23 protein-coding genes and 1 other RNA gene are annotated in these 23373 nt (G+C 24.8%); 18 read left to right on the top strand and 6 right to left on the bottom strand.

Annotation, left to right across the window (positions count from 1 at the left end):
• Positions 1 to 88: 88 nt before the first annotated feature.
• The gene (pncB, locus tag H0H77_RS02110; protein ID WP_185851429.1) at positions 89 to 1270 is read right to left on the bottom strand and encodes a nicotinate phosphoribosyltransferase; all 1182 of its coding nucleotides are present in this window, start codon (positions 1268 to 1270) and stop codon (positions 89 to 91) included.
• A gap of 237 nt (positions 1271 to 1507) precedes the next feature.
• Here pncB and H0H77_RS02105 point away from each other — a divergent pair, with 237 nt between their 5' ends.
• The 5 genes from H0H77_RS02105 to H0H77_RS02085 all read left to right on the top strand — a co-directional run bounded on the left by H0H77_RS02105 (position 1508) and on the right by H0H77_RS02085 (position 5061).
• Positions 1508 to 1780 (top strand): RNA recognition motif domain-containing protein, encoded by a 273-nt coding sequence (locus H0H77_RS02105; RefSeq protein ID WP_185851428.1) that lies wholly within the window; start codon positions 1508 to 1510, stop codon positions 1778 to 1780.
• Positions 1781 to 1916: 136 nt separating this feature from the next.
• Positions 1917 to 2804: a 4-hydroxy-tetrahydrodipicolinate synthase gene (dapA, locus tag H0H77_RS02100; protein WP_185851427.1), complete on the top strand. Its 888-nt coding sequence runs from the start codon at positions 1917 to 1919 to the stop codon at positions 2802 to 2804.
• Between the two features lie 6 nt (positions 2805 to 2810).
• The gene (locus tag H0H77_RS02095; RefSeq protein WP_185851426.1) at positions 2811 to 3329 is read left to right on the top strand and encodes a ferritin; all 519 of its coding nucleotides are present in this window, start codon (positions 2811 to 2813) and stop codon (positions 3327 to 3329) included.
• A 3-nt stretch (positions 3330 to 3332) separates the two neighbouring features.
• Complete coding sequence (gene bamD, locus H0H77_RS02090) at positions 3333 to 4727, top strand: outer membrane protein assembly factor BamD (RefSeq protein WP_185851425.1); 1395 nt, start codon at positions 3333 to 3335, stop codon at positions 4725 to 4727.
• Between the two features lie 22 nt (positions 4728 to 4749).
• Positions 4750 to 5061, top strand: a complete 312-nt coding sequence (locus tag H0H77_RS02085) for a hypothetical protein (RefSeq protein WP_185851424.1) — start codon at positions 4750 to 4752, stop codon at positions 5059 to 5061.
• Here the strand turns inward: H0H77_RS02085 and fsa are convergent, their stop codons facing one another.
• On the bottom strand, positions 5062 to 5748 hold the full coding sequence (fsa, locus tag H0H77_RS02080) for a fructose-6-phosphate aldolase (RefSeq protein WP_185851423.1): 687 nt from the start codon (positions 5746 to 5748) through the stop codon (positions 5062 to 5064).
• Between the two features lie 139 nt (positions 5749 to 5887).
• On the opposite strand from fsa, the gene lpdA reads away from it, so the two are divergent.
• From lpdA to obgE, 3 genes are all read left to right on the top strand, one after another.
• Positions 5888 to 7276 (top strand): dihydrolipoyl dehydrogenase, encoded by a 1389-nt coding sequence (gene lpdA, locus H0H77_RS02075; RefSeq protein ID WP_185851422.1) that lies wholly within the window; start codon positions 5888 to 5890, stop codon positions 7274 to 7276.
• Between the two features lie 112 nt (positions 7277 to 7388).
• The gene (locus tag H0H77_RS02070) at positions 7389 to 7973 is read left to right on the top strand and encodes a nucleoside monophosphate kinase (RefSeq protein ID WP_185851421.1); all 585 of its coding nucleotides are present in this window, start codon (positions 7389 to 7391) and stop codon (positions 7971 to 7973) included.
• Positions 7974 to 7994: 21 nt separating this feature from the next.
• Positions 7995 to 8999, top strand: coding sequence for a GTPase ObgE (gene obgE / locus H0H77_RS02065; RefSeq protein ID WP_185851420.1), 1005 nt, complete (start codon positions 7995 to 7997; stop codon positions 8997 to 8999).
• Here the strand turns inward: obgE and clpX are convergent.
• A complete protein-coding gene (gene clpX / locus H0H77_RS02060) occupies positions 8994 to 10229 on the bottom strand; it encodes an ATP-dependent Clp protease ATP-binding subunit ClpX (protein ID WP_185851419.1) in 1236 nt (411 codons plus the stop codon). The genes obgE and clpX overlap by 6 nt on opposite strands.
• Before the next feature lie 52 nt (positions 10230 to 10281).
• Positions 10282 to 10384: signal recognition particle sRNA small type (gene ffs, locus H0H77_RS02055), an RNA gene on the bottom strand.
• A 110-nt stretch (positions 10385 to 10494) separates the two neighbouring features.
• Between ffs and H0H77_RS02050 the strand changes: the two genes are divergently transcribed.
• Complete coding sequence (locus H0H77_RS02050; protein ID WP_185851866.1) at positions 10495 to 12135, top strand: CTP synthase; 1641 nt, start codon at positions 10495 to 10497, stop codon at positions 12133 to 12135.
• Entirely contained in the window at positions 12125 to 13933 is a 1809-nt protein-coding gene (locus H0H77_RS02045) for a YidC/Oxa1 family insertase periplasmic-domain containing protein (protein WP_185851418.1), read from the top strand. Before H0H77_RS02050 ends, H0H77_RS02045 begins: the two co-directional genes overlap by 11 nt.
• Here the strand turns inward: H0H77_RS02045 and H0H77_RS02040 are convergent.
• Positions 13930 to 14736: a biotin--[acetyl-CoA-carboxylase] ligase gene (locus H0H77_RS02040; RefSeq protein WP_185851417.1), complete on the bottom strand. Its 807-nt coding sequence runs from the start codon at positions 14734 to 14736 to the stop codon at positions 13930 to 13932. The two genes, H0H77_RS02045 and H0H77_RS02040, sit on opposite strands and share 4 nt — an antisense overlap.
• Before the next feature lie 149 nt (positions 14737 to 14885).
• Here H0H77_RS02040 and rsfS point away from each other — a divergent pair, with 149 nt between their 5' ends.
• The 4 genes from rsfS (at position 14886) to H0H77_RS02020 (ending at position 18786) form a co-directional block, all read left to right on the top strand.
• A complete protein-coding gene (gene rsfS, locus H0H77_RS02035; RefSeq protein WP_185851865.1) occupies positions 14886 to 15188 on the top strand; it encodes a ribosome silencing factor in 303 nt (100 codons plus the stop codon).
• A gap of 2 nt (positions 15189 to 15190) precedes the next feature.
• Positions 15191 to 17188 carry an ATP-dependent zinc metalloprotease FtsH gene (gene ftsH / locus H0H77_RS02030; protein ID WP_185851416.1) on the top strand — a complete coding sequence of 666 codons (1998 nt, stop codon included), beginning with the start codon at positions 15191 to 15193 and terminating at the stop codon, positions 17186 to 17188.
• Between the two features lie 92 nt (positions 17189 to 17280).
• Positions 17281 to 18105 (top strand): phosphatidate cytidylyltransferase, encoded by an 825-nt coding sequence (locus tag H0H77_RS02025; protein WP_185851415.1) that lies wholly within the window; start codon positions 17281 to 17283, stop codon positions 18103 to 18105.
• Positions 18106 to 18114: 9 nt separating this feature from the next.
• Positions 18115 to 18786, top strand: a complete 672-nt coding sequence (locus H0H77_RS02020) for a phosphatidylserine decarboxylase family protein (RefSeq protein ID WP_185851864.1) — start codon at positions 18115 to 18117, stop codon at positions 18784 to 18786.
• 26 nt (positions 18787 to 18812) lie between these two features.
• Here H0H77_RS02020 and dnaK read toward each other — a convergent pair whose 3' ends face one another.
• On the bottom strand, positions 18813 to 20717 hold the full coding sequence (dnaK, locus tag H0H77_RS02015; protein ID WP_185851414.1) for a molecular chaperone DnaK: 1905 nt from the start codon (positions 20715 to 20717) through the stop codon (positions 18813 to 18815).
• Between the two features lie 207 nt (positions 20718 to 20924).
• Between dnaK and rplM the strand changes: the two genes are divergently transcribed.
• The 4 genes from rplM to tsf are packed head-to-tail and all read left to right on the top strand — an operon-like array spanning position 20925 to position 23355.
• Positions 20925 to 21359, top strand: coding sequence for a 50S ribosomal protein L13 (gene rplM / locus H0H77_RS02010; RefSeq protein WP_185851413.1), 435 nt, complete (start codon positions 20925 to 20927; stop codon positions 21357 to 21359).
• Entirely contained in the window at positions 21359 to 21745 is a 387-nt protein-coding gene (gene rpsI, locus H0H77_RS02005) for a 30S ribosomal protein S9 (protein ID WP_394366556.1), read from the top strand. The genes rplM and rpsI overlap by 1 nt, the downstream gene beginning before the upstream one ends.
• Positions 21746 to 21781: 36 nt before the next feature.
• Positions 21782 to 22498, top strand: coding sequence for a 30S ribosomal protein S2 (gene rpsB / locus H0H77_RS02000; protein ID WP_185851412.1), 717 nt, complete (start codon positions 21782 to 21784; stop codon positions 22496 to 22498).
• Between the two features lie 2 nt (positions 22499 to 22500).
• Positions 22501 to 23355 carry a translation elongation factor Ts gene (gene tsf / locus H0H77_RS01995; protein ID WP_185851411.1) on the top strand — a complete coding sequence of 285 codons (855 nt, stop codon included), beginning with the start codon at positions 22501 to 22503 and terminating at the stop codon, positions 23353 to 23355.
• Positions 23356 to 23373: the final 18 nt, after the last annotated feature.

The raw sequence follows: 23373 nt of genomic DNA, 5'->3' as shown, positions 1-23373 counted from the left end.
GGTACAGAGATCTATTCTAGATACTTTAGCTGATTAGAATCAAAGATAAAATAAAAAAAAAAAATCAATATAATTTTTGATTTGTATTTTATACAATATGAAGAATTTTTTTAGCTAAAAAAATCATATTTTTATTTCCTGTAGATTTTTCCTTTACATTAGAAAGTTTAACAACGGATATCCATTTTTTTGTTTTTTCTGGAAGTGCTTTTACCATTTTAATAACTATATTTAGAGAAGGAAGTCCTACATCATTAGTAAAATTAGTTCCTATTCCAAAAATAGGATTGATTTTTTCTTTGCAAAAAGAAGAAATCATAGTTACTTTATGTGGATTTAAATTATCTGAAAAGATAATTTTTTTATTAATAGGATTGATTTTCAATTTTCTGTAATGTTCTATCATTTGTTTTGTAAACAGAATAGGATTTCCACTATCATGTCTAACGCCTTCAAAAAGAGTTGATAATTTTTTGTCAAAGTTTTTTAAAAAAACTGGAGTGGTATATGTATCAGATAGAGCAATTCTTAAATTTTTTCCATAAATATTTAACCAATTTTCCATTGCTATTTTGTCTGCTATTTTAAATCCATATTTAGCTGCGTGAAACATAATCCATTCATGTCCATGTGTTCCTATAGGTTTTTTTGAAAAAATATGAGATAAATGAACATTACTGCTTCCTGTAAAAAAAGGATATTTTCCTTCTATCAAAAGATTTAAAACTAATTTGTGTACTTGATAAGAATATCTTCTTCTTGTGCCGTATTCTCCAATTTTAACATTTAGTTCTTTGTATTTTTTTAATTTTTCTTTTGTTAAAGAAAATATTTTTTTATCTGAAATAGGTTTTTTTCCTGTTAACTGATAATATAATTCCGACATAGTAGCCATTAAAGGGACTTCCCATAATATAGTTCTACTCCATAATCCTTCAATATGCATTTTTAGATTTTTTCCATTTTGTGATATATAAATTTCTTTGGGATTATATTGGTATCTTTTTAGAAAATCTAAATATGTGGAATCTAAATAAGGACAATTTTTTTCTAAAAATGTTCTTTCATCATTTGAAAGTCTTAATTTTGACATTTTTTGAAGATTTTCTTTTAAAATGTTTGCAAAATTTTTTGGAAAAAAATGGTTCCCTCTATTTATAAATTCATATTTAGCTTTTGCTAAAGGAAATAATTTTATTATAGCATTTTGCATGGTAAATTTATAAAAATCATTGTCTAACAAAGATGATACTGTCATGAATTCATTCATCAAAAAATACTTTCTTTGTAATTATTAAAAATTTATTCATTTTTAATTTTAATGAAGAGTTCTCTTTTTTTTTTATATAAAATCTATTATATATTCAATTTTTTTTTTGCAAAGTTTTATTTATGAAAATAATCATAATTTTTTTTGCTAAGTTAAAAAACTTGTTGAAGTAAAATATTTTTCTTTTTTAGAAAAAATATTTCTCTAAATTTGCTTTTAAAACAATTTATTTTTAATATGGACAATACGAAATTGTACGTTGGTAATTTATCCTATAACATGACAGAAAAAGAATTAAAAGAATATTTTGAATCTGTAGGAGAAGTGACTCATGCAAAAATAATTTTTGATGAATCTGCATCAAGTAAAAGGAGTAAAGGATTTGGATTTATAGAAATGTCTAATGAAGAGAATGCAAAACAAGCTATAGAAAAATTAAATGGAACAGAATTTATGGGAAGGAATATTATTGTATCTGCTGCAAGACCAAGAACAAAAAGAGATTTTTAACACTAAACTAATTTTAGAATATTTTATTTGTCTACATCTGTTTAGTGTTTAGGAAAAAAAATTGAGAAAAAAAAGAAATCATGATTATTAAATGACATTTCTATATTTTTAATAGCATAATAATCACTAAGCTAATATGAAAAAATTATATGGAACAGGTGTGGCGTTGGTTACTCCCTTTAAAAAGGATGGAAAAATAGATTTTAATGGTCTTGAAAAACTTATAAAGCATGTAGGAAATAAAGTAAACTATTTGGTAGTATTGGGAACTACAGCTGAAACTTCTACTTTAAATCAAGAAGAAAAAAAAGAAGTCATTGAATGCATTCAAAAAATAAATTACAAAAAACTTCCTTTAATATTAGGAGTTGGTGGAAACGATACTGAATCGATTATAAAAAAAATAAAAAGTATAAATTTATCAGATTTTACAGCTATTCTTTCTGTTTCCCCTTATTATAATAGACCTTCTCAAGAAGGAATTTATCAGCATTTCAAATCTATTGTGAATCATACGGAAGCAAACATTATCATTTATAATGTTCCTAAAAGAACTGGATCTAATATATTTCCAAATACTGTTATTAGATTAGCTAATGATTTTAAAAATATTATAGGAATAAAAGAAGCATCTGGAAATATATTACAATCTTATGAAATTCTTGAAAAAAAGCCGAAAGATTTCAGTGTTATTTCAGGAGATGATTTTCTTACTTTGCCTATTATGTTAGGTGGAGGAAATGGAGTTATCTCTGTAATTGCACAAGGATTTCCAGATAAAATTTTTAAAATGATATCTTTAGTTAAAAAGAACAAAGTAAATGAAGCTTTTACTATTTTTTATGAAATTTTTCATATGATTCATTTAATATATGAAGAAGGAAACCCAACGGGAATTAAAACACTTTTAAATATCATGGGAATATGTAAATCTTATGTAAGATTACCATTGTTAAGTGGATCTAATACTTTAAAAAATAAAATGACATTTTTTTTAGATAGATTTGAAAACAGAGTGAATTAAATTTTTATGTTTAGTGAAATAATACAAACGGAATTAAAAAAACAATTAATTAGAGAATTAGAATCTTCTCAATTATATCTATCCATGGCATCTTGGGCTGAATATAAAGGATTTGATGGAATATGTGAATTTTTATATGATCATTCAAATGAAGAAAGAAAACATATGTTAAAATTAATCAGATATATTAATAAGAGAGGAGGATATGCTGTTTTTCCCAATCAGTCATCTTCTCTTTTCTTTAAAGAATTTTCTTTACGTAGTTCTTTAAAAGAATTATTTCAAAAATTGTTGGAACAAGAAAAGGAAATTTCTAAAGAGATCAATAAACTGGTTGAACTTTCTTTACAAGAAAAGGATTATTTTACATATAATTTTTTGCAATGGTACATAGAAGAACAAATAGAAGAAGAAGCATTAAGTAAAATGATATTTAATCAAATTGAATTAATAGGAGATGAAAAAGTAGGTCTTTACTTATTTAATCGTGATATTAGGAAAAACTATGTTACTAACATGAAATAAATTATGAAAAAAATTGTTTTTTTATTGTTTTTATTTGTATTCAATATATTATTATTGTTCCATCCAACAGGATGTACTAATAATAGTTTTATAAAACAGAAACAGAATAAGCATGCTTTTTTTAATTTAGAAAAATCAAAAAGTAAAAGTTTTCTGAATTCAGATTCAGAACTAAAAGAAGAAAAATCAAAAAGTAAAAGTTTTCTGAATTCAGATTCAGAACTAAAAGAAGAAAAATCAAAAAGTAAAAGTTTTCTGAATTCAGATTCAGAACTAAAAGAAGAAAAATCAAAAAGTAAAAGTTTTCTGAATTCAGATTCAGAACTAAAAGAAGAAAAATCAAAAAGTAAAAGTTTTCTGAATTCAGATTCAGAACTAAAAGAAGAAAAATCAAAAAGTAAAAGTTTTCTGAATTCAGATTCAGAACTAAAAGAAGAAAAATCAAAAAGTAAAAGTTTTCTGAATTCAGATTCAGAACTAAAAGAAGAAAAATCAAAAAGTAAAAGTTTTCTGAATTCAGATTCAGAACTAAAAGAAGAAAAATCAAAAAGTAAAAGTTTTCTGAATTCAGATTCAGAACTAAAAGAAGAAAAATCAAAAAGTAAAAGTTTTCTGAATTCAGATTCAGAACTAAAAGAAGAAAAATCAAAAAGTAAAAGTTTTCTGAATTCAGATTCAGAACTAAAAGAAGAAAAATCAAAAAGTAAAAGTTTTCTGAATTCAGATTCAGAACTAAAAGAAGAAAAATCAAAAAGTAAAAGTTTTCTGAATTCAGATTCAGAACTAAAAGAAGAAAAATCAAAAAGTAAAAGTTTTCTGAATTCAGATTCAGAACTAAAAGAAGAAAAATCAAAAAGTAAAAGTTTTCTTAAAAAAATAAAAATTTTCTTAAAAAAGAAATATCCATATTCAGATTCAGAACTAAAAGAAGAAAAATCTATAGAAAATGATTCTTTTAAAAAGGGGTTCAATTATTATCTTTCTTCATTAAATTTTAATTTAGATCAGAAAAATATTCATATGGCTATTGATTTGCTAAATCAATTTATTCTAGAATTTCCAAATAGTTCTAAAAGAAAGAAAATAGATATTCTATTAAATAAATTGTTGAAAAAACTTGAAAAGAAAGATTATTATATAGCGAATCTGTATTTTCTTATGCATAAGGATTATGCCGCTTTGTTTTCTTTAAATCATTTCATAAATGATTTTCCTAAAAGTATTTTAAAAGAAAAAGCACTTTATAAGATTTGTATTACTAAATATAGAATAGCTATAAAAAACAAAAGTAAAAAAAATATTTCTAGTTTTCTTAAATCATATCATGAATATTTTCAATTATATCCTAATTCTAATAAAAGGATTTTGAAAAAAATTTATAAGAATTTAATGAATTAGAATTCAAAATTCACATTATAATATGAATTATGAAAATATTGAAGCTCCAATTAATACTGAAACTGTAGATCGTGTTTTTTTAGAAAAATTATCTGGAAGAAATATTTATGAAATTATTTGTGTATTAGAAAAAATAAGCCAAAAAATTGGTTTTCGTTTAAAAAATAATTTGGACAAGAAGTTAGAAGAGTTTCACATAATAAACAAAAATAATTTGGAAGAAATTTTCGAAAATAAAGAACAGATAGAATTATCTAAATTTTATGAAAAATTACCAAAACCTACATCTATTTCTCTTCAGTATTTATTAGATGGAAAAATAAAAATAAAATAATTATTCAATTTCATTGGAATTGTAATCTTTTAAAAATTTTTCTAACCCTATTTTTGTTAAAGGATGATTAATAAGATAAGATATAACATTTAATGGAGAAGTAACAGCATATATTCCTATTTTGGCACATTCTACAATATGTAATGGATGTCGTATTGATGCTCCGATAATTTTTGTATTAAAACAATAATGACTAAAAATAGTTTTAATTTCTTTTATCAAATCTAAACCATTGAAAGAGATATCATCTAGTCTTCCTATAAAAGGAGATATATAACTAGATCCAGCTTTAGCTGCTAATAAAGCTTGTCCAGATGAAAAAATAAGTGTACAATTGGTTTTTATTTTATTTTTTGATAAATATTGAATAGTTCTTATTCCATCTTTTGTTGCAGGTACTTTTACTACAATTTTTGGATGTAAAAGAGAAATTTTTTTTCCTTCTTTTATCATATCCACATAATTATTACTAATAATTTCTGCACTAACATCTCCATTTTCTTCATCTAAAAGATTGCATATAGATATATAATGGTTATAAATATCATTAGTAGTAGTAGTATTTCCAATTCTACAAATGGATTCTTTTGCTATCAGAGAAGGATTGGTTGTAACTCCATCTAATAGTCCTAATGTTTTTGCTTTTTTTAATTCATTTAAATTAGCTGTATCTATAAAAAACTTCATTAATACATATTTTTTTATAAAAAACAAATTTATGAAAATTTATTCTTTTTTAATTTTTGATTCTTAATTTTTTTAAGATCTTTATAAGATATAAAATTGAAAATAAAAATTTGTAAATTTATTATCAAATGTCATATTTATGTATTTCGATGTAATTATTTTAGGAAGTGGTCCAGGAGGTTATGTTGCATCTATACGTGCTTCTCAACTTGGAATGAAAGTTGCTCTTATTGAAAAAGAATCTCTCGGAGGAGTCTGTTTAAATTGGGGATGTATTCCAACAAAATCTCTTTTAAACAGTGCTAAAATATTACAAAATATAAAAAAAAATGAGGATCTATTTGGAATAGATAAAGTCAAAATTGATTTTTTAAAAATTATTCAAAAAAGTAGAAATGTCGTAAGCAAAATGAAAAAAGGAATTTCATTTTTAATGAAAAAAAATGGAATTAATGTTATTTATGGAAATGCAAAATTAAAAAATGGAAAAAAAGTTGAAATATTTAGAAATGGAAAAAAAATAGAAGAGCATAATGCTTCACATATTATTATAGCGACAGGAGCAAAATCTAAGATAGAAAAAAAGTTTCAACAAGATGAAAAAAGAATTATAGGATATAAAAAAGCTCTTTCCCTTACTTCGTTGCCTAGAAAAATGATTATAATAGGTTCCGGATCTATAGGATTGGAATTTGCTTATTTTTACCATTCTATGGGAACTGATGTTACTATTATAGAACTTTGTCCACAATTTCTTCCAAATGCAGATGAAGAAATATCTTCTCATATAAAATATTCTTTTAATAAGAGGGGAATCAAAAGTTACGTATCATCTACGATAAAAAAAATCGATTATTCTGAAAAAGGAGTTATAGCTCATATTCAAACTTTGAATGAAGAAATTTCTTTAGAAGCAGACATAATCCTTTCTGCTATTGGAATAACTCCTAATATCAGACTAATTGGGTTAGAAAAAATTGGAATTCAGACAAACGACAAAGAATTTATAGTTGTTGATGAAAATTATCGGACTAATGTAGATGAATATTATGCTATTGGAGACGTTATAGAAAGTCCTTCCTTGGCTCATGTAGCATCACATGAAGCTATTTTATGTATTGAGAACATAAAAGGATTAAATCCTACAAGAATAGATTATAATAATATTCCAAAATGTATTTATTGTTTTCCTGAAATTGCTTCAGTGGGTTATACTGAAAAAGAAGCTAAAAAAAAAGGATATCAAATTAAAGTAGGAAAATTTCCTTTTACTGCTCTTGGAAAATCTATTTCTGATGATAATCCAGAAGGATTTGTGAAAGTAATTTTTGATTCTAAATATGATGAATGGTTGGGATGTCACATGATAGGAAATAATGTTACCGATATTATATCGGAAGTAGTAGTTTCCAGAAGATTGGAAGCTACTCATTGTGAGATAATAAAAAGTATCCATCCACATCCTTCATTAAGCGAATCAATTTTTGAGTCCGTAGCGCATGCTTACGGAAAAGCTATTCATTTATAATAATAAAGAGAAAAAATTTTTATTTTATCTTTCTATGACACATAGATAAATTATTTATTATTAATTTTTTTTCTATTTGTTTCAAACGGAAGTTTTTGTCTAAATGTTGGTTATGATACATATTATATTATTTGGTCCACCAGGATGTGGAAAAGGAACTCAAGCAAGAATTATAGCAAATAAATTTGGATTTATCCATTTATCTACTGGAATGATATTTAGAAATCATATAAAAAACGAAACAAGTCTAGGAATGCTTGCTAAGCATTACATTAATCAAGGAATATTGGTTCCTGATAAAATTACTACAAGTATGTTAAATATAGAAATGAAAAAATATATTCAAGCTAAAGGAATTATTTATGATGGATATCCTAGAACAAAAAATCAAATCTTTTCTTTAGAAAAGATATTAAATAGATTTTCTTTTGGGAGAATAAATGTCATTTTTTCTTTTCATATAAAAAATAATTTATTAATTAATAGACTTATAAAAAGAGGAAAAATAAGTAAACGTAATGATGATATAAATATGAAAACTGTACAAAAAAGAATTGAAGAATATGATAGAAAAACTGCATTTATTTGGAATGATTATAAATGGAAAAAAAACATAATCAAATTAAATGCTTCTTCTTCTAAAGAGAAAATTTCTTTTTTTATAGAAAAAAAGATAATGAATTTTTATGAAAGATAATTTTATTTTTTTTCTTTTTTTATGGAAGAAAATTTTGTAGACTTTATAAAAATTTTTTGTAAAAGTGGAAATGGTGGATCAGGATGTGTTCATTTTCATAGAGATAAAAATATAATAAGAGGAGGACCAGATGGAGGTTCAGGAGGAAAAGGTGGAAATATTATTGTTAAAGGAAATTCTCACATTCATACATTTGTTCATTTAAAATATCATAGACATTGGATTGCTAAATCTGGATTTCCGGGTAAAAAAAATAATATTACTGGAGCAAATGGAAAAAATTTATTTATAGAAGTTCCTGTAGGAACTATAATCAAAGATATTAATCAAAAAATTATTGTAGAAATAATTAAAAATTTACAAGAAAAAATTTTGTTTGAAGGAGGAAAAGGAGGAAAAGGAAATGCTTTTTTCAAAAATTCAAAATTTCAATCTCCTCATTATGCACAACCTGGAATAAAAACAACAGGAAATTGGATTACTTTAGAATTAAAAATTTTAGCAGATGTTGGTTTAATTGGATTTCCTAATACTGGAAAATCAACTTTGCTTTCTACACTGACAAAAGCGAAACCAAAAATAGGTAATTATTCTTTTACAACTAAGAGACCTCATTTAGGAATCGTTTTCATGAACAATTATCATTCTTTTATACTAGCAGATATTCCTGGAATCATAGAAAAAGCGTCTCAAGGGAAAGGATTAGGACATCGTTTTTTAAGACATGTAGAACGAAATTCTGTTTTGTTATTTCTTATTTCTTCAGAAACCAAAAATAAAAAAGAAGAATATATCATTTTATTAAATGAACTAAAAAAATTTAATCCAAATTTATTATATAAAAAACGTTTGTTAGCTATTTCTAAATCTGATTTAACTTGTTTGAAAAAAAGAAAAAAAATAAAAGATGTTTTTTTCTCATTAGGAGAAAATATTGTATTCATTTCTTCTTTTACAGGAGAAGGATTAATAACGTTAAAAAATAAATTGTGGAATTCTATAAATGATGATTCTTCTTCATTATAAACAAGATAATTTTTCTATAGCGATATTCTTATCTACATTTAAAATTTTTTGTATTTTTTCTATGTTAAACATGTAATCCAAAAAAAGTTTTTCACAAAAAGAACGTAATCCTCTTGCTCCTAATCCTAGTTGAACCGTTTTATCAACAATAACATCTAAAGCTTCATCTGTGATATTCATAGATATTTTATCCATGTCAAATATTTTTTTATATTGTTTTATTAAAGCGTTTTTAGGTTCTATCAAAATTTTTTTTAATATGATCTTATCCAATGGATTCATATAAGTAATTATAGGAAATCTTCCAATAAGTTCTGGTATTAAACCAAATTTTTTTAAATCATTAGATGTAATATTTTTAATATAATGTTCATTTTTTTCTTTTTTTATTTTTTTTTCTCTAGTCAAATATCCAATAGAAGAAAATTGATTGATTCTATCAGATATAATTTTCTCAATTCCATCAAATGTTCCTCCAGCTATAAATAAAATATTTTCTGTATTTAGTTGAATCATTTTTTGATCAGGATGTTTTCGTCCTCCTTGTGGAGGAACATTTATTATTGATCCCTCTAGTATTTTTAGTAAAGCTTGTTGAACTCCTTCTCCAGATACATCTCTGGTAATAGATGGATTATTACTTTTTCTGGAGATTTTGTCTATTTCATCTATAAAGACAATTCCTTTTTCAGCAGAGTGAATATCATAATTTACAGATTGTAATAATCTAGATAAAATTGATTCTACATCTTCTCCAACATATCCCGCTTCAGTTAAAGTTGTTGCATCTGCTATTGTAAAAGGAATTTTTAAAAGTTTAGAAATACTTTTAGCAAGTAAAGTTTTTCCAGTTCCTGTATTTCCAATTAATAAGATATTAGATTTTTCTATTTCTATTTTTTCTGTTTTTTTTTCTTCTTTTTGATAAGAAGATAGAAATTGAATTCTTTTATAATGATTATATACAGCAACAGAAATCACTTTTTTTGCTTCTTCTTGTCCTATAACATATTGATCTAAAAAAGTTTTTATTTCCCTAGGTTTTTTAAGAATAAATTGATCCTCTTTTTCTGTTTTTTTTTGCTCTTCTACAAGAGAAAATTTTCTATGTATTATAGAATAAGTTTTTTCTATACAAAAATTACAAATATGGCCATTGATTCCTGATATAAGAAAAGTTATTTCATTTTTTTTCCTTCCACAAAAGTTACAAAATAATAAGTTTTCCATTTTCTTTTCTATGTGCAGTAAGTAGTATGAGAAAAAGAGCATGATTAAGAAATAGGAGCAAGCAAATCTACATCACATCGCTACAACCTTATTTACCTTTGCTGTGTTCCCACCCTGGAGGATTTCATAGGGAGCTGATTGCGTAGGACTTGCTCCTAAGTTTAACAAATATAAATAAAAAATTTTATTGCATATTATCTTTTGAATCATAAATTGATGTTTTTTTTATTGAATATTTCATATTATTTTTATTATTTGTTTGATGATAAAAACAAAATACATTTTTGTTACAGGAGGAGTTAGTTCTTCATTGGGAAAGGGGATTGTATCAGCTTCATTAGGAATGTTACTAAAGTCTAGAGGATATAAAGTGACAATACAAAAATTGGATCCTTATTTGAATATTGATTCTGGAACTTTAAATCCTTATGAACATGGAGAATGTTTTGTAACTAAAGATGGAGTAGAAACGGATTTGGATTTAGGTCATTATGAACGTTTTTTAAATCAACCAACTACAAAAAATAACAGCATCACATCAGGAATGATATATAAAAAAGTCATTGATAATGAAAGAAAAGGTAATTATTTAGGACAAACAGTACAAGTAATACCTCATATTACAAATGAAATTAAAAGACGTATTAAGATTCTTGGAGAATCTAAAAATTATGATATTGTTATTACTGAAATTGGTGGAACTGTTGGAGACATAGAATGTCTCCCTTATATTGAATCTGTACGTCAACTAAAATGGGAATTAGGACAATCTAATGGATTAGTAATTCATTTAACTTTTTTACCATATATATCTGTTACTGGAGAAGTGAAAACAAAACCTACACAACATTCTGTTAGGAATCTAATGGAAAATGGAATTCAAGCTGATATTTTAGTTTGTAGAACAGAAAAGCATATATCGAAAAACATTCGTAAAAAATTAGCTTTGTTTTGCAACGTTAAGCCAGAACATGTAATTGAATCTATTAATACGAAGATCATATATGATATCCCTTGTTTGTTGCATTTTCAATGTTTTGATAAAGTGGTTTTAAAGAATTTAAATTTATCCACTGCTATTACTCCTAATTTAAAGAAATGGAATTTTTTTATTAAAAGGTATAAAAACCCTAAATGCAAAATTACAATTGCTTTAGTGGGAAAATATGTTTTATTACATGATTCGTATAAATCTATTACGGAAGCATTAACTCATGCAGGAGTAAAAAATGAAACATATATTGATATTAAATGGATTGATTCATGTATGATAAAAGAAAAAAATATAGAAAAGTATTTTAATGGAATTTCTGGAATTTTAGTTGCTCCTGGTTTTGGAAAAAAAGGAATAGAGGGAAAAATTCTTTCTGCAAAACATGCAAGAGAGAATAAAATTCCTTTTTTTGGGATCTGTTTGGGAATGCAAATAGCTGTAATAGAATTTGCTAGAAATGTATTAGGAATGAAAAAAGCAGAAAGCCATGAAACTAATCCATATTCTTCTTGTCCGGTTATTAGTTTAATGGAAAAACAAAAAAATATAACCCAAAAAGGCGGAACTATGCGTCTGGGAAATTGGAAATGTGTTCTCCTAAAAGGATCTAATATTTTTTCTATTTATGGTGGAAAAAGAGAAATTTTAGAGAGACATCGTCATAGATATGAATTTAATAATGAATATTTAGAAAGTTTTTCTAATGCTGGAATGAAAGCTGTTGGCATTAATCCTGAGACTGGGTTAGTAGAAGTTTTTGAATTAGAAAATCATATTTTTTTCTTAGGAGTTCAGTTTCATCCTGAATATAAAAGTACAGTAATCAATCCACATCCTTTATTTATTTCTTTTGTACAAGTTTCTAAGGGATATTTTTATAAAAAAAATAAAAAGTCTTCTTATGAAGAATAAAAATTTGGATTACAACTCTACTATTGGTTTATTTTTAATATTGTTAATATTGATAATTTTTACATATATAAATACAAAAAATTCATCATATTATAATAATGAAAATAAAGACAAAGAATTTTTTCTAAAAAATAGAAATAAAAAATATTCTTTTTCTGTAGAAAAAGAAGGAAAAAAAAAGAAAATAAAAAATTATTATTTAGAGAATAAAGTTTTAAAACTTAGAATTTCTAGTTTAGGAGGAATAATTGATGAAGTTTTTTTAAAAAAGTATAAAGCTTATGATTCTGTTCATTTTTTACATGAAAAAAATCTTTTTTTAATAAAAAATTCTAGTTTCTCATATAATATTCATTTTTATAAGAAAAATGGAGTTGTATTTGTTAATACAAAATATTTGTATTTTTTTCCTTTTTTAGTAAAAAAAAATAATAAAAATATCATTTTTACAATGAGATCTAAAAATCCGTATGGAAAAGGATTTATAGAATATGTGTATAAATTAGGATTAGAAAATAAATATGATGTTAAATTTTTTATAAGAACAATAGGAATACCTTTTTTAAAAAAAAGAGTTCTAATTAGTTTGGAACAAAATATTTTTTCTATAGAAAAGGATAGAAATTGGGAAAATGCTTATACTCAAGTTTATTATTCTACTAAAGATAAAAATTCTCATAAAGTTAAATATTTGTCTGAAAAAAACACAGAAGAAAAAACTTTATCTCATTTAGATTGGATTGCACATAAACAACAATTTTTCGCTACAATATTTTTTTCAGATAAACCTATAAAAAATGTTTTTCTTTGTTCTGAAAATTTTTTAGGTGGAAATTTTTTGAAAAAAATTCAATCATATTTGTCTTTAGATTTAAATGAAATAGAAAAAAAAGAGGAATTAAATTTTTGTTTTCATTTTTATTTTGGTCCTTTGGATTATTTCTTTTTGAAAAAATATGGAAAAGGAATTGAAAATATTATTCCATTTGGGTGGGGATTTATAAAATGGATTAATAAATATTTTTTTCTGATGATTTTTCAATTTTTAGAGAAAACAAATTTAAATTATGGAGTTATTATTATTTTAATGACTATTGTAGTAAAGTTAATTCTTTCTCCAGTGACTTATAAACAATATAAATTAAATGCTATGATGAAATTAATTCGTCCAGAAATAGATGAGTTAAATAATAAATTTAAAAATTCTGATCCTTTTAAAAAACAGAAAGCAATGATGGATCTCTATAAAAAAGTAGGAATTAATCCTATGTCTGGATGTCTTTCCACATTGTTGCAAATTCCTATTTTTTATTCTTTATTTAAATTTTTTCCTACTTTGATTAATCTTAGAGGAAAATCTTTTTTATGGGTAGATGATCTTACTTCATATGATTCTATTTTTGAATTACCTTTTTTTATTCCGTTTTATGGAAATCATGTAAGTTTACTTACTTTGTTATATTCTTTAGCTTTTTTAGTTTATACAAAATTGAGTAATAATGGATCTACTCAGAACAATAGCAATAGTAGTAGCAGTTCTGGTTCTATTCCTGATATGCGTTTTATATTATATATTATGCCTATAATTATGTTATTATTTATAAATAGCTATGCTTCTGGTCTTTCTCTTTATTATTTTACATCTAATATGATTAATATTGGATTAATATTTTTTATTAAAAAATTCCTATTAGACGAAAAAAAAATTCTTTATAAAATACAAGAAAACAAAAAAAAACCAAAAAAACGTAATTATTGGGAATCAAGAATTAAAGAAATAAAATCAGGAAAAACTTAAAAGAGTTGTATTTCTTTTTGAGAGAAAAAAGATAATTTTTTGCATTTATTATTTTCTATTATCACTATTATCAAATGACCTTGTTTTGTAATATTTTGAATTATTCCATGAATAATTGTTTTTTTTACATAAAAAAAAGATATTTTGTTTTTTCTATAAAGATGGTTAATGTAATAATTTCGTATTATTTTTTCTCCATAAGGACTGTTTGTAAGAAGTGAATATTCTTTTTGAATAGAATAAATTATGTCATAAAAAAGCTTTTTTAAGTTAAAATCTCTATGAAAAATTTTTTTTAAAGAAGAAGCTTTTAATTTTTTATCGAATTGTATCTGATTAACATTTAATCCTATTCCTATAATACTAGTATGTATTTTTTTGTAAAAAATAGTATTTTCAATTAATATTCCACCTATTTTTTCATTTATTAAAATAATATCGTTGGGCCATTTGATCCAAATATAAGAACTAGGAATAATACTAGGACTATAATTTTTAGGATTTTTTATTTTATAAAGAGTATTGTTTATTAATGTTTTATGTATTGCATTACTTACAAGTAAGTTAATAAGATATCCTTTTTCAATAGATAAATTGATTGATTTTAAAATAATGCTAAAAGTTAGATTTTTTCCTTTTTCTACATACCAATAAGTATTTCCGACTCCTTTTCCATGAGTTTGATTGATCGCATAAACAATAGTCCAGTTTGGAAACATTGAAATATTTTTTTTTGCATATTGATTAGTAGAATCAATTTCTTTTAAGAAGATTAAATATATATTCCAAATGAACTTTTTCAAGATATTTTATAATTAAAAATTTAACTTCTTTAAAGTGAAAATCTTATTTTTGTTTTTGAAATTAAAAAAAAAATTAAATAATTAGATAATTTTTTACAAAAAAAATTTTCATTTTGCTATTAAACAATATTATTATAGAAGGAATTCAAATGGTAAAAGGTCATGATATTTCTATTATTGATCTGAGAAACAAAACAAATTTTATTTGTGATTATTTTATTATTTGTAATGGAGAATCTCAAAGTCAAGTTTGTGCTATATCTAGATCTATAGAAAATAGGACAATTGAAAAATTACAGGAAAAACCTTGGCATGTAGAAGGGATAAAGAATGGAGAATGGATATTAATAGATTATGTCTCTATTGTGGTCCATATTTTTCAAAAAAAGGTAAGATTGTATTATGACATAGAAAGTCTTTGGAATTCAAAAAAAATGAAGGATCCTAATTAATTATGATAAATAAAAAAGTAAAGAGCAAAAATAATTTTTTTTGGGTATATGTAATTATACTGGCTATATTTTTTGGAATATTTTTCTTTAAATCTTCTTTTTCCAATCCTAAAAAAATAGATCAAGATACTTTTTTTGATATTCTTTCAAGAGGAGAAATAGATAAAATTATTGTAAAACATAGAGAAATTGTACATGTTTATTTAAAAAAAGAATTTTTATCTCATAATTCTAATGAATTAAACGATAATAATCCCTTCATTCCTAATGATGATTTGAGTCAAAGATTTGTAACAACAGGACATTCTTTGAAATATGAATTTGAAATAGGAGATTTACAATTTTTTCAGAAAAAATTTGAAGAATATAAGAAAAAATATAATTTAGATACTATTATAGATTTTAAAAATCAACAAGAATATACTATAACAAAATTCTTCTTTGATTATGGGATATTTTTTATATTATTAATAATATTTTGGTTTTTTGTATTTCGTAAAATAGGAGCTACTGGAGGAGGTCCAGGTGGACAAATATTTAATATTGGAAAATCTAGAGCAAAATTATTTGATGAAAATGATAATGTAAAAATTACATTTAAAGATGTGGCTGGTTTAGAAGGAGCTAAAGAAGAAGTACAGGAGATTGTAGAGTTTTTAAAGAATCCTTATAAGTATACTAAGTTAGGAGGAAAAATCCCAAAAGGTGCTCTTTTAATAGGACCTCCTGGAACTGGAAAAACATTATTAGCAAAAGCTGTTGCTGGAGAAGCACAAGTTCCTTTTTTTTCTTTATCTGGTTCTGATTTTGTGGAAATGTTTGTAGGAGTAGGAGCTTCAAGAGTGAGAGATTTGTTTGAAAAAGCTAAAGAAAAATCTCCGTGTATAATATTTATTGATGAAATTGATGCTATAGGAAGAGCTAGAGGGAAAAGTAATATTGCTGGATCTAATGATGAAAGAGAAAATACTCTTAATCAATTACTTACAGAAATGGATGGATTTGGAACTCATACTAATGTAATTGTTTTAGCTGCTACAAATAGATCAGACATATTAGATAAAGCTTTACTTCGTCCTGGTCGTTTTGATAGAACTATATTAGTAGATCCTCCTGAATTAAATGAAAGAAAAGAAATTTTCCGTGTTCATCTTCATAGACTTATTCTTTCTGATAAAATTGATACTGATTTCTTGGCAAGACAAACTCCAGGATTTAGTGGAGCAGATATTGCAAATGTTTGTAATGAGTCTGCACTTATAGCTGCAAGAAAAAATAGATCTAAAATAGAAAATCAAGATTTTTTAGATGCTATTGATCGTATTATAGGTGGATTAGAAAAAAAAAATAAAATTATAAAACCAAATGAAAAAAGACGTATAGCTTATCATGAAGCAGGACATGCAACAATAAGTTGGTTATTAGAACATGCAGCTCCTTTAGTTAAAGTTACTATTGTTCCAAGAGGAAGATCTTTAGGATCTGCATGGTACCTTCCAGAAGAAAGACAATTGACAACACCAGAACAGATGAAAGACGAAATATGTACTTTATTGGCTGGTAGATCTGCAGAAGAAATTATTTTTAAAAATGTTTCTACAGGAGCATTGAACGATTTAGAAAGAGTTACGAAACAAGCACAATCTATGGTAGCTATTTTTGGATTAAATGATAGAATTGGAAATATTTCTTATTATGATTCTACAGGACAGAATGAATTTTCTTTTTCTAAACCTTATAGTGAAAAAACTGCACAAATTATAGATGAAGAAATATCTAAAATTATCGCTGAGCAATATCAAAGAGCAAAAAATATATTGAAAAATAATGAGAAAGAACTATCTATGCTTGCTAATGAGCTTTTAGAAAAAGAAGTTCTTTTTAGAGAAGATTTGAAAAGAATTTTTGGAAAAGCTCCTTTTTCTGATGATCTAGAGGATATGTTTATAAATGATAATAGTAGTAGTAGTAATAATTCTAATAAAGAAAATAAGAATTGATTTTTTTAATTAGTTTTTATTCTAAAACTTACTTAACTATTTATTACAATATCTATTGTCATAATGTTATGTAGAATGTTTAAAAAATAAATATGAATAAAAAAATATGTAAGGAAAAATATTTTGATTTTTTAATCAGATTTTTTACTGGATTTTTATTTATTTTTTTAATTGTTTTTTCAATTGAAAAAGGAGATAAGTTTTTTAGAATAGTTATGATGATATTATCTTTTTTTTGTTTATTTGAATTTTTGACTATATCTAAAACTAATAAAACTTTAATCAAAGTTGCATCGTTCTTTTTTTTATTTGTAATACTTGCAGATATTTTTATGAGAAAAGGATTAATTTTATACATTATATGTTTTATTCCTTATTCTACAATATTTTTTATTATTCAATTATTGAATAAAACTTCTTCTCATGAGGAGAAAATAACGCAAATGAATCATCTAATTTTAGGGTTGGTATATATTATAGTTCCTTTTTATTTAGCCTCCTATATGTATTCTCTTGTGGGAAAGGAATTAGTTTTGGGAACATTTATTTTAATATGGACAAATGATTCTCTATCCTATTTAATAGGGAAAAAATGGGGAAAAAGAAAAATAGCTAGATTTATATCTCCTAAAAAATCTATAGAAGGATTTATTGGAGGTTTGCTTTTTTGTTTGATTTCTGGAATCTTTTTGTATAATGCATGGGGAAAAAAATATTGGTTTATTCTTTCTTTTATTGTTCCTATTTTTGCATCTATTGGAGATTTAGTAGAATCTACTATAAAAAGATCTTATGGTGTAAAAAATTCAGGAATATGGTTTCCTGGACATGGAGGTTTTTTAGACAGATTAGATAGTTTTATATTTGTGATTCCAATTATAGCGACTTTAGTAGTTAGTATTCATTTTTTTGATTGAAACAAAATGATCATTCACAAAGAAGGAATTTCATTTTTGACATATACATTGATAATAATTTTTTTTGTAATTTTTATTTCTATTTTTTTATTCTCTAGATTGATTAATCTTTTTATCTCTGTATTTTTAATCACTATATATATTTTTTTTATTTTCTTTTTTAGAAATCCAAAAAGGAATTTTCATGAAAAAAATGATGATGATAAAAACAAGGAAAAAGAAATAGTTTCTCCTGCTGATGGAAAGATTGTAAATATTCAGAAAGTTTTCGAAAATGAATTCATTAAAAAATATTGTATATGTGTTTCTATTTTCATGTCTCCTTTTGATGTTCATGTCAACAGATTTCCAACTTCCGGAAAAGTTATTTATGTAAAATATCATCCAGGAAAATACATCATAGCTTGGTTCAAAAAAGCATCATTAAATAATGAACGAACAACAACTGTTATAGAGACGAAAAAAAAACAAAAAATATTATTTAGACAAATAGCTGGTTTTTTAGCTCGTCGTATTAGTATTTATGCTAAAAAAGGAATCTTTGCAAGAAAGGGAGAAGAATTTGGATTTATCAAATTCGGATCCAGAGTCGATATTTATTTACCATTAAATTCCACTATTCTTATCAAATCCGGAGAAAAAGTTATTGGGGGCGAAACTAAAATTTCTATTATTCCATAATTTACTTGCTCCCTTTTTTTATTTTCTCATTTTATTTCTTCATAATCAACATCTTGTACATTTTCGTTTCCTTTATTATTTTTTTCTTCATTATTTTTTTTGTTAGAAAAATTATTTTTTTGATTATCTTTTTTTACTTCATAAAGTTCTTGAGAAGCATTAGTCCATGCTTCATTTAATTTTTTCATACAACTATCAATAGTTGTAAAATCCTTTTTGTTGTAAGCATTCTTTAATTCTTTTAGAGATTCTTCTATATTCTTTTTATTAGATTCAGATAATTTATTTCCATAATCTTTTAACTGTTTTTCAGATTTAAAAATCTGACTATCAGCTGTATTTAATTTATTGATTTCTTCTTTAATTTTTTCATCTTTTTGAGCATTTTCTTTCGCTTCTTTTTTCATTTTTTCAATTTCTTCTTGATTTAATCCTGAAGATGTTTCAATTCGAATAGATTGTTCTTTTCCTGTCCCTTTATCTTTTGCTGAAACATGAAGAATTCCATTAGCATCAATATCAAAAATAACTTCTATTTGAGGAGTTCCTCTAGGTGCTGGAGGAATATCAACTAAATCAAATCTCCCTATTTCTTTGTTATCATTAAACATAGATCTTTCTCCTTGTCCTACTCTTATAGTTACTGCTGATTGATTATCCGATGCTGTAGAAAATATTTCAGATTTTTTGGTAGGAATAGTAGTGTTTGAATCAATAAGTTTAGTAAAAACACCTCCTAAAGTTTCAATTCCTAAGGATAAAGGTGTCACATCAAGTAATAGTACATTTTGGACATCTCCTGTCAAAACACCCCCTTGTATAGCTGCTCCAATAGCTACTACTTCATCTGGATTAACTCCTTTAGATGGTTTTTTTTTGAAAAAATTTTCAACACTTTCTTGAACCTTTGGAATTCTTGTAGATCCTCCAACTAAAATGACTTCATCTATATCTTTTGTTGTTAATCCTGCATCATTTAAAGCTTTGGAACAAGGATTTATGGAACGATGTATTAAATTTTCAGATAATTGTTCAAATTTTGCGCGAGTAAGAGTAATGACTAAATGTTTTGGGCCTGATTCTGTGGCTGTAATATATGGTAAATTGATTTCTGTTTGTGTAGAAGATGATAATTCTATTTTAGCTTTTTCGGAAGTTTCTTTTAAACGTTGTAATGCCATAGGATCTTTTCTAAGATCTATTCCTTCTTTAGATTTAAATTCATTTGCAAAGTAATCTATTATTATTTGATCAAAATTATCTCCTCCTAAATGAGTATCTCCATTTGTGGAAAGGACTTCAAAAACACCATCTCCTAACTCTAAAATAGAAACATCAAAAGTTCCACCACCTAAATCATATACAACTATTTTTTTATTTTGTTTGCTTTTATCTAGTCCGTATGCTAATGCTGCTGCTGTGGGTTCATTAATAATTCTTTCTACTTTCAATCCTGATATTTCTCCTGCTTCTTTCGTTGCTTGTCTTTGTGCATCATTGAAATATGCAGGAACAGTAATAACTGCTCGATTCACTTTTTCTCCTAAATAATCTTCAGCAGTTTTTTTCATTTTCTGAAGGATCATAGCAGATATTTCTTGAGGAGCATATAATCTTTTTTCTATATCTACTCTTGGAGTATTATTTCCTCCTTTTACAACTTTATAAGGAATATGTCTTAATTCTTCTGAAACTTCAGAATATGATCTTCCCATAAAACGTTTAATTGAAAAAATAGTTTTTTGTGGATTTGTTACAGCTTGTCTTTTTGCCGGATCTCCTATTTTTCTTTCTCCACCGTCTACAAAAGCAACAATAGAAGGAGTTGTTCTTTTTCCTTCAGAATTTGGGATAACAACGGGATCATTTATTTCCATCACAGCTACACAAGAATTTGTAGTTCCTAAATCTATACCTATAATTTTACTCATTTTTTTATTACGTTTTTTTTCATATAATCAATCATTGAAATAATATCCAATCATTATGCCATAATGAAAATAAATCTATTGAAGATGACAATAAAATTCTTCTTTCTCTATAAGAAAAAAAAAGTTTAGTTTTTTTATGACAAAAAGTCATTATTTTCTATTTTTTTTTGAAAATTATTTATCTTAAGCTTAAGTAATGAAAAAATAATGGACCCATTAAGTTTTAAAACTCTTTCAAAAAAAAAAGGTATTTCCAAAATGTGGATTATAATGGATGCAAAAAATCAATATCTTGGAAGATTTTCTTCTCAAGTAGCTTCAATTATTAGAGGAAAACATAAATCTGATTTTTCCCCACACATGGATTGCGGAGATCATGTTATTGTTATTAATTCTAATAAAATAAAACTTTCTGGAAAAAAATGGAATAAAAAAAAATATATTCGTCATACTGGGTTTCCAGGTGGAAAAAAAATAATTTCTGTTAAAAATCTTTTTCAGAAAGATTCTAGAAAATTGATATTTAAAGCAGTCAAAGGAATGCTTCCTAAAAATCGTTTGGGAAGAAAAATTATCAAAAATCTTCATGTTTACCACGAAGAAAAACATAAACATCAATCTCAAAATCCCATAAAAAAATAATGATTATTCATTCTATAGGAAGAAGAAAAAGATCTTTAGCACGTGTGTATTTAAAATCTGGAAACGGTAAAATTTTAATTAATTCCAAAAATTATATTGAATATTTTTCAAAAAACACTTATAGTAAAATTTTATATCCTCTTAAGATTATAAATCAAAATCAACTTAATCAGTTTGATATTATTATTAAAGTTAATGGGGGAGGATTCAATGGTCAAGCAGAAGCAATTCGTCTTGCCATATCTCGTGCATTTTGTAAAGTAGACTTAAAAAATAGAAAAATATTGAAATCTAATGGATTGTTAACACGTGATTCTAGAGAAGTAGAAAGAAAAAAATTTGGACAAAAAAAAGCAAGAAAAAAATATCAATTTTCAAAACGTTAAAAAAATTAATTGATAAAAAAAATTTGAAAAACTCAAATGGAAATAAAAACTCAAGATTTATTAAAAGCAGGAGTTCATTTTGGACATATTGCAAGAAAATGGAATCCAAAAATGCGACCTTTTATTTTTATGAAAAAAAGTGGAATTCATATTATAGATTTATCAAAAACAATAATTAAATTAAAAGAAGCTTGTAGTGGAATAAGAAAAATTGTTTCTATTGGAAGAAAAATTTTGTTAGTTGGAACAAAAGCTCAAGCAAGAGAAAAGATATCCTTTTATGCAAAAAAAGTAAATATGCCTTCTGTGACAGAAAGATGGTTAGGAGGATTACTAACAAATTTTACCACTATTCGAAAATCTATAAAAAAGATGAATAATATAGAAAAAATGAAAAAAAATGGAACATTTAATACATTATCTAAAAAAGAAAGATTATTAATTAATAGATTATATGAAAAGTTATATAAAAATTTGGGGAGTATTTCTTCTATGAATCATCTTCCAGGTGGTATTTTTTTAGTAGATCCATATAAAGAAAAAATAGCTTTGTCAGAAGCGATTAAATTGAATATACCTGTTTTTGCAATGGTAGATACAAATACAGATCCAAATGAAATAAAGTATCCGATTCCATCTAATGATGATTCTTCCAAATCTATTAATGTTATTTTACAATTTATTACAGAAGCAATTCAACAAGGTCTTTGTACGAAAAAAGAACATGAAGAAAAAAAAAATAACGAAAAATAGTTATGAAAATCTCTTCTGATAAAGTAATGAAACTTAGAAAAAGAACTGGAGTTGGAATAATGGATTGTAAAAAAGCTTTAATAAAATCAAATGGAAATTTTGATGATGCTGTTAATTTTTTAAGAAAAAAAGGAAAAAAAATAGCTATAAACCGTTCTTCATTTGAGATGAAAGAAGGAGGAGTTCTTTCTTCTATTAGTGAAGATCAGACTTTTGGAACAATTGTAGGATTAAGTTGTGAAACAGATTTTCTTTCTAAAAGTTCCATATTTTTAAATTTTTTAAAAGAATTATCAATTCATTCATTATTTCATAATAACAAACAAGAATTTTTATCTAGTTCTATTTTTCCATATAATAAAAGTGTTAAAGATATAATACATGAAAAAATAAGTGTTGTAGGAGAGTTATTGGAACTAAAAATTTTTGAAAGGATAGATTCTCCTTTTGTAAAAGATTATACTCATATTAATAATAAAATTGCAACCCTAGTTGGCTTTTCTTCTAAAGAAGGGATTGATGATTCAATTGCTAAAAATATAGCAATGCATATCACAGCTATGAACCCAATAGCTATAGATGAAAACGGAATTCCAGATTCTTTGATGAAAAAAGAAATTGATATTATTCGATATCAAGTAGAAAATGATAAAAAAACAAATGCTGTCATTTCTGATAAAATAGTTCAAGGGAAACTAAATAAATTTATATTAGAAAATACACTAATTCATCAAAATTTTATAAAAAACAACAAAATAACTGTTCAGGAGTATCTAAATGGATTCAATAAAAATTTAAAAATTCTTCTTTACAAAAGAAGAACTCTTTCAGAGTTTTCTGAAAAAAAAAGAAAATAAAATAAGTAAAGTAGAGTC

Origin of the sequence: Blattabacterium cuenoti (assembly GCF_014251255.1) — a bacterium.
Lineage (GTDB): Bacteria > Bacteroidota > Bacteroidia > Flavobacteriales > Blattabacteriaceae > Blattabacterium > Blattabacterium cuenoti_W.
The sequence above is the reverse complement of the archived record's forward strand: the minus strand, read 5'-3'. Positions and strand labels throughout refer to the sequence as shown.

Excerpts from the sequence above, each read along its gene's own strand:
- pncB (WP_185851429.1), bottom strand. The coding sequence starts at position 1,270 with ATGAATGAATTCATGACAGTATCATCTTTGTTAGACAATGATTTTTAT.
- H0H77_RS02105 (WP_185851428.1), top strand. The coding sequence starts at position 1,508 with ATGGACAATACGAAATTGTACGTTGGTAATTTATCCTATAACATGACA.
- dapA (WP_185851427.1), top strand. The coding sequence starts at position 1,917 with ATGAAAAAATTATATGGAACAGGTGTGGCGTTGGTTACTCCCTTTAAA.
- H0H77_RS02095 (WP_185851426.1), top strand. The coding sequence starts at position 2,811 with ATGTTTAGTGAAATAATACAAACGGAATTAAAAAAACAATTAATTAGA.
- bamD (WP_185851425.1), top strand. The coding sequence starts at position 3,333 with ATGAAAAAAATTGTTTTTTTATTGTTTTTATTTGTATTCAATATATTA.
- H0H77_RS02085 (WP_185851424.1), top strand. The coding sequence starts at position 4,750 with ATGAATTATGAAAATATTGAAGCTCCAATTAATACTGAAACTGTAGAT.
- fsa (WP_185851423.1), bottom strand. The coding sequence starts at position 5,748 with ATGAAGTTTTTTATAGATACAGCTAATTTAAATGAATTAAAAAAAGCA.
- lpdA (WP_185851422.1), top strand. The coding sequence starts at position 5,888 with ATGTATTTCGATGTAATTATTTTAGGAAGTGGTCCAGGAGGTTATGTT.
- H0H77_RS02070 (WP_185851421.1), top strand. The coding sequence starts at position 7,389 with ATGATACATATTATATTATTTGGTCCACCAGGATGTGGAAAAGGAACT.
- obgE (WP_185851420.1), top strand. The coding sequence starts at position 7,995 with ATGGAAGAAAATTTTGTAGACTTTATAAAAATTTTTTGTAAAAGTGGA.
- clpX (WP_185851419.1), bottom strand. The coding sequence starts at position 10,229 with ATGGAAAACTTATTATTTTGTAACTTTTGTGGAAGGAAAAAAAATGAA.
- H0H77_RS02045 (WP_185851418.1), top strand. The coding sequence starts at position 12,125 with ATGAAGAATAAAAATTTGGATTACAACTCTACTATTGGTTTATTTTTA.
- rsfS (WP_185851865.1), top strand. The coding sequence starts at position 14,886 with ATGGTAAAAGGTCATGATATTTCTATTATTGATCTGAGAAACAAAACA.
- ftsH (WP_185851416.1), top strand. The coding sequence starts at position 15,191 with ATGATAAATAAAAAAGTAAAGAGCAAAAATAATTTTTTTTGGGTATAT.
- H0H77_RS02025 (WP_185851415.1), top strand. The coding sequence starts at position 17,281 with ATGAATAAAAAAATATGTAAGGAAAAATATTTTGATTTTTTAATCAGA.
- dnaK (WP_185851414.1), bottom strand. The coding sequence starts at position 20,717 with ATGAGTAAAATTATAGGTATAGATTTAGGAACTACAAATTCTTGTGTA.
- rplM (WP_185851413.1), top strand. The coding sequence starts at position 20,925 with ATGGACCCATTAAGTTTTAAAACTCTTTCAAAAAAAAAAGGTATTTCC.
- rpsI (WP_394366556.1), top strand. The coding sequence starts at position 21,359 with ATGATTATTCATTCTATAGGAAGAAGAAAAAGATCTTTAGCACGTGTG.
- rpsB (WP_185851412.1), top strand. The coding sequence starts at position 21,782 with ATGGAAATAAAAACTCAAGATTTATTAAAAGCAGGAGTTCATTTTGGA.
- tsf (WP_185851411.1), top strand. The coding sequence starts at position 22,501 with ATGAAAATCTCTTCTGATAAAGTAATGAAACTTAGAAAAAGAACTGGA.